Annotated in this window: 15 protein-coding genes; 8 read left to right on the top strand and 7 right to left on the bottom strand. The window is 54.3% G+C overall.

Going from position 1 to position 13,078, the window contains the following annotated elements; translation table 11 throughout:
• Positions 1–7 precede the first annotated feature (7 nt).
• The 3 genes from AAC621_RS03660 to AAC621_RS03650 form a co-directional block, all read right to left on the bottom strand.
• Positions 8–463, bottom strand: coding sequence for an Lrp/AsnC family transcriptional regulator (locus tag AAC621_RS03660; protein ID WP_340252342.1), 456 nt, complete (start codon positions 461–463; stop codon positions 8–10).
• An 81-nt stretch (positions 464–544) separates the two neighbouring features.
• A complete protein-coding gene (locus AAC621_RS03655) occupies positions 545–1,210 on the bottom strand; it encodes a DUF1194 domain-containing protein (RefSeq protein WP_340252339.1) in 666 nt (221 codons plus the stop codon).
• On the bottom strand, positions 1,210–1,638 hold the full coding sequence (locus tag AAC621_RS03650; RefSeq protein WP_340252337.1) for a VOC family protein: 429 nt from the start codon (positions 1,636–1,638) through the stop codon (positions 1,210–1,212). The genes AAC621_RS03655 and AAC621_RS03650 overlap by 1 nt, the downstream gene beginning before the upstream one ends.
• A gap of 161 nt (positions 1,639–1,799) precedes the next feature.
• Here AAC621_RS03650 and AAC621_RS03645 point away from each other — a divergent pair, with 161 nt between their 5' ends.
• From AAC621_RS03645 to AAC621_RS03635, 3 genes are all read left to right on the top strand, one after another.
• On the top strand, positions 1,800–2,618 hold the full coding sequence (locus AAC621_RS03645) for a thymidylate synthase (protein WP_340252335.1): 819 nt from the start codon (positions 1,800–1,802) through the stop codon (positions 2,616–2,618).
• An 11-nt stretch (positions 2,619–2,629) separates the two neighbouring features.
• Positions 2,630–3,106, top strand: coding sequence for a dihydrofolate reductase (locus AAC621_RS03640; protein WP_340252333.1), 477 nt, complete (start codon positions 2,630–2,632; stop codon positions 3,104–3,106).
• Between the two features lie 69 nt (positions 3,107–3,175).
• A complete protein-coding gene (locus AAC621_RS03635; RefSeq protein WP_340252331.1) occupies positions 3,176–3,580 on the top strand; it encodes a DUF2177 family protein in 405 nt (134 codons plus the stop codon).
• Positions 3,581–3,631: 51 nt separating this feature from the next.
• On the opposite strand, the gene AAC621_RS03630 is transcribed toward AAC621_RS03635, so the two are convergent.
• On the bottom strand, positions 3,632–3,838 hold the full coding sequence (locus AAC621_RS03630; RefSeq protein WP_317656193.1) for a cold-shock protein: 207 nt from the start codon (positions 3,836–3,838) through the stop codon (positions 3,632–3,634).
• Positions 3,839–4,064: 226 nt separating this feature from the next.
• On the opposite strand from AAC621_RS03630, the gene AAC621_RS03625 reads away from it, so the two are divergent.
• Complete coding sequence (locus AAC621_RS03625) at positions 4,065–4,394, top strand: arsenate reductase family protein (protein ID WP_340252329.1); 330 nt, start codon at positions 4,065–4,067, stop codon at positions 4,392–4,394.
• Position 4,395: 1 nt separating this feature from the next.
• Here the strand turns inward: AAC621_RS03625 and thrS are convergent, their stop codons facing one another.
• On the bottom strand, positions 4,396–6,348 hold the full coding sequence (thrS, locus tag AAC621_RS03620) for a threonine--tRNA ligase (protein WP_340252327.1): 1,953 nt from the start codon (positions 6,346–6,348) through the stop codon (positions 4,396–4,398).
• Between the two features lie 135 nt (positions 6,349–6,483).
• On the opposite strand from thrS, the gene AAC621_RS03615 reads away from it, so the two are divergent.
• Positions 6,484–7,254 carry an alpha/beta hydrolase gene (locus AAC621_RS03615; protein WP_340252325.1) on the top strand — a complete coding sequence of 257 codons (771 nt, stop codon included), beginning with the start codon at positions 6,484–6,486 and terminating at the stop codon, positions 7,252–7,254.
• On the opposite strand, the gene phaZ is transcribed toward AAC621_RS03615, so the two are convergent.
• Positions 7,251–8,507, bottom strand: a complete 1,257-nt coding sequence (gene phaZ, locus AAC621_RS03610; RefSeq protein ID WP_340252323.1) for a polyhydroxyalkanoate depolymerase — start codon at positions 8,505–8,507, stop codon at positions 7,251–7,253. The two genes, AAC621_RS03615 and phaZ, sit on opposite strands and share 4 nt — an antisense overlap.
• 158 nt (positions 8,508–8,665) lie before the next feature.
• On the opposite strand from phaZ, the gene phaC reads away from it, so the two are divergent.
• From phaC to phaR, 3 genes are all read left to right on the top strand, one after another.
• Positions 8,666–10,438: a class I poly(R)-hydroxyalkanoic acid synthase gene (phaC, locus tag AAC621_RS03605; protein ID WP_340252321.1), complete on the top strand. Its 1,773-nt coding sequence runs from the start codon at positions 8,666–8,668 to the stop codon at positions 10,436–10,438.
• Between the two features lie 131 nt (positions 10,439–10,569).
• Entirely contained in the window at positions 10,570–11,025 is a 456-nt protein-coding gene (locus tag AAC621_RS03600; protein ID WP_317656184.1) for a Phasin, read from the top strand.
• A 170-nt stretch (positions 11,026–11,195) separates the two neighbouring features.
• Positions 11,196–11,756 carry a polyhydroxyalkanoate synthesis repressor PhaR gene (gene phaR, locus AAC621_RS03595; RefSeq protein WP_340252319.1) on the top strand — a complete coding sequence of 187 codons (561 nt, stop codon included), beginning with the start codon at positions 11,196–11,198 and terminating at the stop codon, positions 11,754–11,756.
• A 21-nt stretch (positions 11,757–11,777) separates the two neighbouring features.
• Here phaR and purD read toward each other — a convergent pair whose 3' ends face one another.
• The gene (purD, locus tag AAC621_RS03590) at positions 11,778–13,040 is read right to left on the bottom strand and encodes a phosphoribosylamine--glycine ligase (RefSeq protein WP_340252318.1); all 1,263 of its coding nucleotides are present in this window, start codon (positions 13,038–13,040) and stop codon (positions 11,778–11,780) included.
• Between the last annotated feature and the right edge of the window lie 38 nt (positions 13,041–13,078).

Here is a 13,078-nt window from a genome sequence, read left to right as displayed (position 1 = left end):
GAGTGGATCAGAGCGGCAAGGCACTGTCTGGCTTGATTTGCGCCATCACGATCTCGGTGTGCAGTTTCTCGACCATCGGATGGGGTAAGATGATGGCATCAATGAGTTCGCGTAGGGGGTCTAGATCGCTGCACCAAACGCGCAGGATTGTGTTTGCAGAGCCTGTGACATCAAAGGCTGAAACGATTTCAGGGGTGCTGTCTAGCAATCGCTTGAAATCATCCATCAAGGCAGGATCATGGGCGCTGCGGGTGAGTGTCAAAAACGCCTGCACGGATAAGCCGCAGGCCTCTGGTGCAATATCTATGCTTACCGCGCGTAGCACGCCTGTTTGTTCAAGCTTTTGTCGCCGCCGCCCTGCTTGAGAGGTCGAAAGACCAAGATGACGCCCCATCTCCTGCGCCGTCATTGCGCCATTTTGTTGCAACGCACGTAATAAGCGGCGGTCAGTTCGGTCAAGCATGCGCAAATCACCCAAAATATACTCAAAACTTGCACATATTTTGCATATATTTTAGGGCTTTCCAAGTCATTTGCGCGCGGATCAAAGGCCGCCCAACATCATGGGGCGCAATTCGCGTTCGAGTTTGCGCAACATGGCGGCTTCAAAATCTTGGTAATCGCGCGCCTGTTCGATAAAGGCACCCGGCCCGCGCAGGATTTCGCGTTGGTAATATTCGACAATATCAACCGCTGCGCCCCCAATCGCCAACCCGTTCACAGTGACACTGTCAAAGGGGAAATGGGCAAAAGCGTGGCTTGGTTGAAATCCCTCGTTGTTTTCACCATCCCCAGAGATGTCGAGCGTATAAAAATCACAGGCAGGTGCGGCCGCTAATTGCGTGGCTCCAAAGCCAAGCGCGTATCCAAGTGCGGTTGGAAATTCATCATCCCCGCGCGGCGCGGTCACAATTTCGGCAGCGACAGCGGTGAGGGTTGTCGGGGTGTCGAGGATCGTCCAGTCAACCAAAACCTGCTGTTGCCTTCGTCCTGACCACTCATACACCAAGAGAGCCACAGGTGCCGCGCTGTCAAACAGTGCGGTCATGACAACTGGGCTTGTCAACGCATTGGCAAGGCCCGCGCGCATAAGCATGTGTTCGTCACTGTCAACCGATGCCGATGCATCCAACCCAAGGGCCAAGGCCAAGCGGCAAGCCGTAGCCGATTGGGGCAGCAGCAAAGCCACCCCAATTATGAGTGCGGCCATTACCAATGCCCGATATTTGGCATCGAAACCCATGGTTCAGCGGGCTTTTGTGCCGCCCCTTTTTGAAGCAATTCGACCGAGATATTATCGGGTGAGCGCACAAAGGCCATACGGCCATCGCGCGGGGGGCGATTGATTGTCACGCCATGATCCATCAAGTGCTGACACATCACGTAGATATCATCCACCTCATAGGCGAGATGCCCGAAATGGCGGCTATCTGATGGCAGCCCATCATCACCATCCCAGTTATAGGTCAGTTCAACGGGACATTCCTCTTGGCCTTCAGGGGCCATGAAGATCAGGCTAAAGCGCCCGCTTTCATAGTCAGAGCGCCGCGTTTCCTTTAGGCCCAAGAGCGCAAAGAATTCTTGGGTTGCTTCAAGGTCTTTGACGCGCACCATTGTGTGAAGATATCGGATTGGCACTGCTGTCTCCCTCGTGAAATTTCGCGTTGTCTCAAGCTTAGCGTGAAATTTGCAGAATTACAGGGGGCGGGGGCAAGAAATGACCCACCCGATATTGCGGTTTGTGCTAAAATCGTTTCAATATATAGCGTAACGATGGCCCAACCTGTGGATGTGTGGCGATGCAGCAATATCATGACCAATTGGCGCTGATCCTTGAAAAGGGCGTGGATACAACCGACCGCACAGGCACGGGCACGCGCAGCTATTTCGGCCTGCAAGCGCGCTACGATTTGAGCGAAACTTTCCCGCTGATTACGACCAAAAAGCTGCATCTGAAATCCATTATTCACGAGTTGTTATGGTTCCTCGCGGGCGATACGAATATTGGCTATCTCAAAGAAAATGGCGTTTCCATCTGGGATGAATGGGCCGATGAAAAGGGCGATCTTGGCCCTGTTTACGGCCATCAATGGCGACATTTCCCAAAGGTTATGCATGGTGCAGATGGCGCCGTGTCGATTGGATCAGTGGATCAGATTGCGAATTTGGTTGAGATGATCAAACGCACGCCTGACAGTCGCCGCCTGATTGTGTCGGCTTGGAACCCGGGCGAGGTAGATCAAATGGCCCTGCCGCCCTGCCATACGCTGTGGCAGGTGAAAATCTTGAACGGGCGGCTGAGCCTGCAGCTTTATCAGCGTTCGGCAGATATGTTTTTAGGGGTTCCGTTTAACATTGCCTCTTATGCCTTGCTTGCGGTGATGCTGGCCCATGTCACGGGCTATAAGCCCGGCGAATTTGTGCATTCGATAGGTGATGGCCACATTTATTCGAACCATATGGATCAGGTGAAAGAGCAACTGTCGCGCGACAGCCGCCCTGCGCCGACCTTGCGGCTTGCGCGCGATGTCGGGTCGATTTTCGATTTCCGCTACGATGATTTCATCATCGAAGGGTATGACCCCCATCCCGCCATCAAAGCGCCAGTGGCGGTTTAGGGGGTAAGATCATGATTTCACTTGTCGTGGCGCGGGCGCAGAACGGCGCGATTGGCAAGGGCAACACGATCCCGTGGCACGCGCCCGAGGATTTGGCCTTTTTCCAACGTGAAACCATGGGCGGGGCGGTGATTATGGGCCGCAACACATGGGAGAGCCTCCCGTTTAAGCCGCTGAAAAATCGCCTCAATATCGTGGTTAGCCGTGATAAATCCTTGCACGATACGGTTGTCGCTTCTGTGGATGCAGCGATTGAGTTGGCCCGAAGCGCAGGATATCCGCGGATTTACGGGATTGGCGGTGCGCAGATTTATGCGCAAATGCTGCCGATGGCAGACAGGCTTTTGGTCACCGAGGTTGATTTGGTGATTGAGGCGGCAGATGCCTACTTCCCTGAAATCACCGAAAGTGATTGGCGCGAGGCGTGGCGGCATCCCTTACGCGAGGAAGGCCCCGCGTGCGTGGTGCGGGAATTGGTGCGGGCCTAAGGTTTTGCCTTATTCAAAAGCACCGCTAACTTATGCCATGCGGGACGTAGCGCGAAATGGCGGCACCTGATGACCCTCTTAATCCTCTTTGTGGCGACATCTTTGATCTTCCTCATTGCCGATGCGGTGATGCTGAACACCGTGTTACAGCCTGTCTTTGCGCGGCATATTGGCGATTTGCTCTATGAAGGTGGGTTTCGCCTGTTGCCTGCAATCTTGTTTTATCTGACCTATATGGGGGGCATTCTTTACTTTGCCTCCACGCCCGCGATGCGCGCGGATACGCCAAGCCTTGCCTTGATCAATGGCGCAATTTTGGGCTTTGTGGCCTATGGCACCTACGAATTCACCTCTTGGGCGGTGATGCGTGATTGGCACCCGCAAATGGTGGTGATGGATGTAATTTGGGGCGCCACGCTGACAGGGGTTGCCGCATGGGGTGGGGTCATGATCGCGCGCGCCATCATGGCCTAGGGGGCCATGCGCGCAAAGCGGTGTGGTTGCCTTGCGCGCGGGTTTTTGACGTCAGAGAATTTTCAGATCGACCGCAGAGGCGCGACCATCGCGGCCTTCACGAAGCTCAAAGCTGATTTTCGTGTTATCGGCTAATTCTTTCATCCCCGCTTGTTCAACTGCAGAGATATGCACGAACACATCTTTGCCGCCGCCATCAGGCGCGATAAACCCGTAACCTTTGGTGGTGTTGAACCATTTCACAGTGCCAGTGGGCATTTTCGTATCTTTCCTGTCTCAAGTCTCAATCCCACAAGCGTGTCTGCGCGTGGGGTGCAGCCAGGGCCGATGACCATGCCTTTGCTGCCGTCTCAAAAGCAGTTCAACCGGTGACCTAGAGGCACGCCAAGAGATTGCCTTGGTTTTACTAAAAATCAAGAAAAACTCTCTGGAACCGAGCGCCTGCGGCCCTATGCTTTGGTTTGTGGAATAAAAAGAGGCACAGATGCAGATTATTGGGCTGAAAAATTGTGACACATGCCGCAAGGCGGTGAAGGAATTGACCGCCGCAGGTCATAGCGCCGTGTTACGTGATCTGCGCGAAACCCCGTTAAACGATGCTGAGATTTCGCAGTTTTTGGCAGAATTTGGGGCGGATGCCCTCATCAATCGCAAATCCACCACATGGCGTGGTTTGGATGAGGCCACGCGCGCCACTGATCCAAAGGCGCTGTTGGCGACCCATGCCGCGCTGATGAAACGCCCCGTCATACTTGCGGATAACGGGGCGCTCTATCTGGGGTGGGGCGCGGATGTAAAAGCCGCGCTTTTATAAATTAGCTGCGCAGATCAGGCGCAATCGCCTCGGCCACTAAGGCATCGATCACAGAATCTATGGGCTGAACGGAAGTTTGGCTTTCACCCAAACGGCGCAAGGTCACGCTGCGATCTTCCATCTCTTTGCGTCCAACAGCCAAAATCACAGGCACCTTTCCTGTGGAATGTTCGCGGATTTTATAATTGATCTTTTCGTTGCGCTTATCAGCCTCGGCGCGCACGCCCCGTTTTTTGAGCAACGCGACAATCTCATCCACAAAACCATCCGCTTCGGAGACGATAGAGGCAACCACAACTTGACGCGGGGCCAACCAGAAGGGCAGGCGGCCCGCGAAGTTCTCGATCAAGATGCCGATGAAACGCTCAAAGCTGCCCAAAATTGCGCGGTGCAGCATGACGGGGCGGTGTTTCGCGCCATCCTCGCCGATATAGGTAGCGTCCAGACGTTCGGGCAGAACGAAATCCACCTGCAACGTGCCGCATTGCCAATCTCGCCCAATGGCATCGGTCAGCACGAATTCCAGTTTCGGGCCGTAAAATGCCCCTTCGCCGGGGTTCAGTTCATAGGCATATCCCGCCGCTTCGGTGGCGGATTTAAGTGCCGCTTCGGCCTTGTCCCAAACCTCATCGCTGCCCGCGCGGGTGTCGGGGCGGTCAGAGAATTTCACGCGGAATTTCTCAAACCCAAGATCCTTGTAAACCGCCGAAAGCAACTCGATGAATTGCTTTGTTTCATCCTCAATCTGCGTTTCGCGGCAGAAGATATGCGCGTCATCTTGGGTAAAGCCGCGCACGCGCATGATCCCATGCAATGCGCCCGATGGTTCGTATCGGTTACATGATCCAAATTCCGCCATCCGCAAGGGCAGGTCGCGATAGGATTTCATGCCCTGATTGAAAATCTGCACATGGCAGGGGCAGTTCATCGGCTTCAGGGCGTTGATGGCCTTTTCGCGGGCATGGTCTTCGTCCACTTCCACGATGAACATATTCTCTTGGTATTTTTCCCAATGGCCCGAGGCCTCCCAAAGACGGCGGTCAACCACTTGCGGAGTGTTAACTTCTACATAGCCGCCATCTTGCTGACGGCGGCGCATGTAATCTTGCAGCGCTGTGTATATGCGCCACCCATTGGGGTGCCAAAACACCTGACCTGGGGCCTCTTCCTGCATATGGAACAGGTTCATCTCTCGGCCCAAGCGGCGGTGGTCGCGTTTTTCGGCTTCTTCCAAGAAAGTCAGATGCGCCTTGAGGTCATCGCGGTTTTTGAACGCGACCCCATAGATGCGCTGCAACATCGGGCGGTTGCTGTCGCCGCGCCAATATGCGCCTGCGAGTTTCATCAATTTAAACGCATCAGCGGGCAATTGCCCTGTGTGCTGCAAATGCGGGCCACGGCAGAGGTCTTGCCAATCCCCGTGCCAATACATCCGCACGGGTTGATCTTCGGGGATCATCCCAACCAGTTCTACCTTATATGGTTCGCCTGCTGCTTCGTAATGGGCGATTGCGCGTGCGCGATCCCAGATTTCTGTGCGCACGGCATCGTGGGCGTTGATGATCTCTTTCATCTTCGCCTCAATCCGACCCAGATCATCTGGGGTGAAGGGCTCTTTGCGGTCAAAATCGTAATACCAGCCATTTTCGATGATGGGGCCGATTGTCACTTTTACATCTGGCCAGATTTCTTGAACGGCGCGCGCCATCACATGGGCAAAGTCGTGACGGATCAGCTCTAAGGCTTCGGCGTCATTATCCTTCATGGTGTTGATCGCGATGGTGGCATCGGCATCAATTGGCCAAGCCAAGTCGTAATGCGCGCCGTTCACTGTGGCGCTGATCGCCTTTTTGGCAAGCGAGCTTGCGATGCTTTCGGCCACCTCGGCGGCTGTCACGCCTGCCTCGTAGCTGCGGGAATTGCCATCGGGAAATGTTAGGGAAATCTGTGGCATCGCCATAGCTCCTCGTCAGTTTGGCGCCTACGAAACGCCCGGTTGCGGGTTAAGTGTTGCTTGGTCTTTTGGCGCGCCTTTGATGTGGTGTCAACTCTTGCGCGGGGGTGCAAATTTTTGGCATGGAGGGGGCATATGCCCGCACATGAAAGCGAAACCATGCCCGACCATCTGATCACCGTGAAATCTCGCAGCATTGCCTATCATCTGACAGAAGGCACCCATCCGATGGTGGTGTTTTTGGGCGGCTTGCGCTCAGACATGGCGGGAACCAAGGCCGTATTCCTTGAGGAATATGCTAAATCCCGTGGGCGGGCTTTTCTGCGGTTTGATTATTCTGGCCATGGCGAAAGCAGCGGCGCTTTCACCGAGGGCTGTATTGGCGATTGGGCCGAAGACGCCGCCGAGGTTTTAGATCGCCTTGCCCCGAAGCGGGTGGTTTTGGTGGGGTCGTCCATGGGGGGATGGATTTCACTGTTGATGGCGCGCCGAAACCCCGAACGGATTGCAGGGCTGATTGGCATTGCGGCTGCCCCTGATTTTACTGAAGATGGGTTTTGGGCCAGTTTCACCGAAGATCAACGCGCTGAAGTCATGGGGCAGGGGCAAACCGCGCTGCCCTCAGAATACGGGGAGCCGATGATCGTCACCAAGCGCATGATTGAGGATGGACGCAAGAATTTGGTTCTGCGCAGCGCTCTGGCGATTGACGCCCCTGTGCGCCTTTTACAAGGCACCGAGGATGAGGCGGTGGATCAAGCGGTGGCTTTGCGCCTTCTTGCGCATTTGCAGTGCGATGATTTGCATTTGGAATTGGTCAAAGGCGAGGATCACCGCTTTTCCAGCCCGCATTGCCTTGATCTTGTGGCGCGCAGGCTGGATGAAATGCTGGAAGGCGCGGTTTAACTGACGGCTTTGATCTTCGCGGACTTATTGTTGGCGTCAATGAAATCCAGAACAAGCGGGCGGATATTGTTGCGCCAGCTTTTGCCTGCAAAAATCCCGTAATGGCCTGCATCAGGCTCGAGGTGGCTCGCCTTTTTGCTGTCTGGCAGGCCCGTGCATAGATCTAGGGCTGCAACACATTGGCCCGGGGCGGAAATGTCATCTTTGCCGCCCTCAACAGTTTTCACCGCAACCGATGTGATTTTGCCGATATCAACAGGCTTACCCGAAACGGTGAAGGTGTTTTTCGCAATCTCGCGCTTCTTGAAGATACGATCCACGGTTGAGAGGTAGAATTCCGCAGGCATATCCATCACCGCAAGATATTCATCATAAAAGCGGTTATGCTTGTCGTTGTCAGATGCCTCGCCCTTGGCCACACGAAGGATCTGCTCGGTGAAGGCGCGGCTGTGTTTTTCGGCATTCATCGCCATAAACGAGCTAAGCTGCTGCAATCCTGGATAGACCATGCGGCCCGCGCCTGCATATTTGAACCCCACCCGCTGCAACATGGACTGTTCCAACTGGCCCATGGTGACGCGATTGCCAAAATCGGTCACATCCGTTGGCGCGGCTTCTGGGTCGATTGGCCCCCCGATCAGGGTCAATGAGCGGGGCTGTGCCTTGGGGTCTTCCTCGGCCAGATAGGCGGTCGCTGCCAAGGTCAGAGGGGCGGGTTGGCAGACCGCGATGACATGGGTGTCTGGCCCCATGTGGCGCATGAACTCCACCAGATAGAGGGTGTAATCCTCGACATCGAAATTGCCCGCGCTGACAGGAATTTCGCGGGCATTGTGCCAGTCGGTGACATAGACATCACAATCGGGCAGCAGACTGATGACGGTCGAGCGCAGAAGCGTGGCGTAATGGCCCGACATTGGGGCAACCAACAACACTTTGCGGGTCATAGCCGCGCGCTCTGCAACAGCGAAATGCACCAAATCGCCAAAAGGTTTTGGAAGAACAACATTCGGACTGACAGCGTGGTCACGGCCATCGCTGAGTGTGATGGAGCGAATGCCCCAATCAGGTTTTACCGCCATACGCGCAAAACTGCGCTCCATCACCTCACCCCAAGCGGCGGTCATTTGGATGGCGGGATTGGCCACAAGCCCGAATTGCGGATAGGAGCACATCGCCCGCGCGGTTGATCCAAGCCATTGGTTGGTCACGCGGATGGTTTCCATGAAATCATAGGTGAGAAGCTGTCGCATCGGATGCAAATCTCCAAAATTGAGCTTGGGCGCCGTCAATGCACCCTGCGGTAAATCAGCCCTACCCCCTCACCTTGGTAAAGCCTCTCTATGCAAATGCAGCATTTATCGGATAAAATCAAGCAAAGTGACGATCCGCGCGCGAGGAGGCAAGGGTCATGGGTGACCATTTAGAAAAGTTAAACACCAATCTCAAACGCGTGGAAGAGTTAAGCCAACGTTTGGTCGAAGCCCTCGCAAATAAAGGCCAAAACGACCCTGGCCTGAATGGGCCAGGCCCCGATCTCTATATGAAAGCCAGCATGGCATACTGGTCGGAACTGGTGAATAACCCCGCAAAATTAATGGAGCGGCAGGTCAAATTTTGGGCTGATTCCGTCACGCATTACGCGGAAGCTCAACAGAATCTTGCGCAAGGCAAGCTAGAGCCGCCCGAGGATAACACCCCAGATGATCGCCGTTTTTCCAATCCGCTGTGGAAAACGCACCCCTATTTTAACTACGTCAAACAGCAATATATGATTTCAGCCAATGCCATAGAGGCCTCGTTGAAGGATCTTGAGGGGCTAGAGCATAAAGATCGGCAGAGAATCGAATTCTTTGCAAAACAGATGGTTGATCTTTTTGCACCAACAAATTTTCTGGCCACAAACCCAGATGCGTTGGAGCGTGCGGTCGAAACCGAAGGCGAAAGCCTTGTGAAGGGCTTAGAGAACCTCGTGCGCGATATTGAGGCCCATAGGGGTGAGATCTTGCCAACCTTGGCCGATGGCTCGGCCTTTGAATTGGGCACGAATATCGCAACCGCAAAAGGCGCCGTCATCTATCGCAACGAAATGATGGAGTTACTGCAATTCGCGCCGACCACAGAGACGGTCTATGAAAAACCTGTGATCATCTTCCCGCCGTGGATCAACAAATATTACGTAATGGATTTGCGCCCCGAAAATAGTTTGATCCGATGGATTGTGGATCAAGGCTATACCTTATTCGTAGTGTCGTGGAAGAACCCTGATAAGTCCTATTCAGATAAGGGCCTCGAAGATTACATCGAGAAAGGCTATCTCAAGGCTATTGACGTCGCCAAAGAGATCACGGGCAGTAAGGCGGTCAATGCGGTGGGTTATTGCATTGCAGGCACCACCCTTAGCCTCACGCTCTCGCTGCTGAAAAAACGCCGCCAAAAGCCGATCTCATCTGCCACCTTCTTCACCACGATGACGGATTTTTCCGATCAGGGTGAATTTACGGTCTTTCTGCAAGATGACTTTGTCGATGCTATCGAACGGCAGGTTGCCGAAGATGGTGTGCTTGATAACAAATATATGGCCAAGACCTTTAGCTTTTTGCGCGCCAAGGATTTGATCTACGGCCCTGCGGTGCGCAGCTATATGATGGGCGAGGCCCCGCCTGCCTTTGACTTGCTTTACTGGAATGGTGACGGGACGCATTTGCCTGGCAAGATGACTGTGCAATATTTGCGAGGTCTTTGCCAAAGCAATGATTTTGCTGAGCGAACGTTTGAATTGATGGGAAAGAAGCTCAAGGTCAGTGATGTCGACCTGCCGCTTTGCGCAATTGCCTGCGAGGCGGATCACATTGCTGCGTGGAAGGACAGCTATCGCGGTGTGCAAAAAATGGGGTCACAAGATAAAACCTTTATCCTATCCCAATCGGGCCATATCGCGGGGATCATCAATCCGCCCAACAAAAAGAAATATGGTCACTATACACATGATGACCTTAGCCTTTCCGTGAAAGACTGGCGCGAGCAGGCTGAATTTCACGAAGGGTCGTGGTGGCCTCGGTGGGAAGCATGGTTGCGCACCCATTCGGGAAAGCGCGTTGCCGCGCGCAGCTTGGGTGAGTCGGGCTATAAAATATTGGCGCAAGCCCCCGGAACCTATGTCAAGGAAACGCCAGAACTCTGATAATCCATAAAATTTTTGGCTTTTGCTGCGGTGCAGAAAAATGCTTGACTTGCTGCGATGCAGCATGGCATATACTGCACATGCAGCAAGCGTAGTCCGCGAAACACGCGATATTTTTTGGAGTAGAGACCATGGCAAAAACCGCCGCAAACGAATTCACAAAAGTTCTTCAGGACATGATGAAGGCTTACCCAATGGACATGTCGGCAATGACCGATGCGTTCAAAAACTCTGCCGCGATGGGCGAGAAGTTCTCGAAAGTTGCTCTTGAAGCCGCTGAGAAATCCGCTGAGATCCAAGCAGGTTGGACAAAAGACACCATCGCGAAACTCGGCGATGTTGCCAAAGTTAAAGAAGAGCCTGCTGATTACAGCAAAGCCCTGACCGATTTCGCTTCTGCACAAGCAGAAATCGCAGCTGAAAACATGGCTGCTTTCGCTGAAGTTGCGAAAAAAGTTCAGATGGACACTGTTGAGTTGATGATGGCTGCAGGCAAATCTGCAACTGAAGAAGCTTCTGCAGCTGTTAAAAAAGCAACTGCTGAAGTCACTGCAGCAGCTAAGAAAGCAGCAACTGCAGCTGCATAAGCTACAGATTTCTGTGCCGCGTTGGTATCCTCCCTTCCAACGCGCTCCCAAGAGGGGCAGGCCTCACCGCCTGCCCTTTTTGCATCTGCAAAACAATTATTGTTTTTTTTCTGCGACTGCTTAGGCTGATCCCTAGGGTGAATGCGTGACAGTAAGTCAGGGAGGATGAAATGGCACAGGCACAAGAGCCTTTATTGATCAAACGCTATGCCAGCCGCAGGCTCTATAATACTGAGACCTCCGATTATGTGACGCTTGATGATATTGCGGGGTTCATCCGCACGGGGCGCGAGGTGAAGATTGTTGACCTGAAATCAGGGGATGATCTGACCCGCCAATTTCTGTTGCAGATTATCGCAGAACATGAATCACGCGGCGAAAGTGTTTTGCCAATCGCCGTGCTGAATGATCTGGTGCGCAGCTACACAAGCCAAGCACAAAGCGTGGTTCCCGATTTTCTCGCGATGTCCTTTGATATGCTCAAACAGGGCCAATCCGCGATGATGGAAAACATGAGCGCGATTAACCCGATGGCCTCCATGCCAGGGTTTGAGGCCATGCGCGCCCAGCAAGAAGCCTTCATGAAGGCGATGACTGGTGGTTTGGGCAAAGGGTGGTCAGGCCCGAGCGCAGAGGAGGAAGACGCGCCCACCCCTGCGAGCGAGGAGGACGAACTGAGCCAGATCAAACGCCAGCTTGCGGAACTGCAAAACAAGCTCTCCAAGCTGTGACGGCATCGGAGGCGCGCTGTGCTACAGCGCCCTCCATCCGATGTCTGAGCGGCAAAACCCGTCAGGCCAATCAATTTTATTGACCATGTCATAGGCGCGGCGGCGGGCCTCGGCCAAGGTTTCACCTCGGGCGGTGGCGTTTAAAACGCGACCTCCTGCGGCTGTGATTGCGCCATTAACTTCCTTGGTGCCTGCGTGAAATACCATGTGGTTGCTGTCTTGCGCCAACGCCTCAAGTCCGTTGATCACGCTGCCTTTTTCATATGATCCGGGATAGCCATTTGCCGCCATCACAACGCTGAGCGCGTGATCCTCGGCCCAGTTGACCGACATTTGGTCAAGCCTCTGTTCCGCGCAAGCCACCATCAGATCTAAGGCCTGCGCGCCGAGACGCATCATCAACACCTGACATTCAGGATCGCCAAAGCGTACGTTATATTCGACCAAGCGTGCTTGGCCGTCTTTGATCATCAACCCTGCATAAAGCACGCCGCGATAGGGCGTGCCGCGCTTGGCCATTTCGTCAATCGTGGGCTGCACAATCTCGCGCAACGCGCGCGCGGCGATCTCATCGCTTAGGACGGGGGCAGGGCTATAGGCACCCATGCCACCCGTATTCGGCCCCGCATCATTGTCAAGGGCGCGTTTGTGATCTTGGGCTGTGCCAATAGGCAGGGTGGATGCGCCATCAGCGAGAATGAAGAAACTGGCTTCTTCACCCTCCATGAACTCTTCGATTACCACCTCGGCACCTGCATCGCCGAACTCGCCGCCGAACATATCGTCAATCGCGTCCAACGCCTCGGTCAGGGTCATCGCCACGATCACACCTTTGCCCGCCGCCAAACCATCGGCCTTGACCACAATGGGCGCGCCTTGTGCTGTGACGTAGTCCCGCGCGGATGCTGCATCGGTGAACCGCGCGTAGGCGGCAGTCGGTGCCTTGGCCGCGTCACAGATTTCCTTGGTAAAGGCCTTAGAGGCCTCAAGCCGTGCCGCCTCTCGGCTTGGGCCAAAAGCCAAGATGCCCGATTGTGACAGGGCATCGACCACGCCCTCGGCCAAGGGGGCTTCGGGCCCAACAATCACAAAATCAATCGCGTTTTCGGCAGCAAAATCCACAACCGCCTGCGGGTTAAGAATATCGATATCGGCACAAGCGGCGATTTGAGCGATCCCCGCATTGCCGGGGGCAACGATCAACGTATCACATTTGGGGTTTTGCAAAACCGCCCAAGCCAAAGCGTGTTCACGGCCACCACTGCCCAAAATCAAGATATTCATCGCATCCGCTCCACTTGGCCTTTTCGTTGCCGCGTTCT

Source organism: Roseobacter sp. HKCC-CH-9208, assembly GCF_037805125.1.
Taxonomy (GTDB): Bacteria; Pseudomonadota; Alphaproteobacteria; order Rhodobacterales; family Rhodobacteraceae; genus M30B80.
Note: the sequence above shows the minus strand (reverse complement) of the source record. Positions and strands in the feature narration are given on the sequence as shown.

Bases quoted from the DNA above. Each gene is read 5' to 3' on its own strand.
- AAC621_RS03635 (WP_340252331.1), top strand. From the start codon at position 3,176: ATGACCCTCTTAATCCTCTTTGTGGCGACATCTTTGATCTTCCTCATT.
- phaZ (WP_340252323.1), bottom strand. From the start codon at position 8,507: ATGCGACAGCTTCTCACCTATGATTTCATGGAAACCATCCGCGTGACC.
- AAC621_RS03630 (WP_317656193.1), bottom strand. From the start codon at position 3,838: ATGCCCACTGGCACTGTGAAATGGTTCAACACCACCAAAGGTTACGGG.
- AAC621_RS03640 (WP_340252333.1), top strand. From the start codon at position 2,630: ATGATTTCACTTGTCGTGGCGCGGGCGCAGAACGGCGCGATTGGCAAG.
- phaC (WP_340252321.1), top strand. From the start codon at position 8,666: ATGGGTGACCATTTAGAAAAGTTAAACACCAATCTCAAACGCGTGGAA.
- AAC621_RS03655 (WP_340252339.1), bottom strand. From the start codon at position 1,210: ATGGCCGCACTCATAATTGGGGTGGCTTTGCTGCTGCCCCAATCGGCT.
- AAC621_RS03645 (WP_340252335.1), top strand. From the start codon at position 1,800: ATGCAGCAATATCATGACCAATTGGCGCTGATCCTTGAAAAGGGCGTG.
- AAC621_RS03615 (WP_340252325.1), top strand. From the start codon at position 6,484: ATGCCCGCACATGAAAGCGAAACCATGCCCGACCATCTGATCACCGTG.
- AAC621_RS03625 (WP_340252329.1), top strand. From the start codon at position 4,065: ATGCAGATTATTGGGCTGAAAAATTGTGACACATGCCGCAAGGCGGTG.
- purD (WP_340252318.1), bottom strand. From the start codon at position 13,040: ATGAATATCTTGATTTTGGGCAGTGGTGGCCGTGAACACGCTTTGGCT.
- AAC621_RS03600 (WP_317656184.1), top strand. From the start codon at position 10,570: ATGGCAAAAACCGCCGCAAACGAATTCACAAAAGTTCTTCAGGACATG.
- AAC621_RS03660 (WP_340252342.1), bottom strand. From the start codon at position 463: ATGCTTGACCGAACTGACCGCCGCTTATTACGTGCGTTGCAACAAAAT.
- thrS (WP_340252327.1), bottom strand. From the start codon at position 6,348: ATGCCACAGATTTCCCTAACATTTCCCGATGGCAATTCCCGCAGCTAC.
- phaR (WP_340252319.1), top strand. From the start codon at position 11,196: ATGGCACAGGCACAAGAGCCTTTATTGATCAAACGCTATGCCAGCCGC.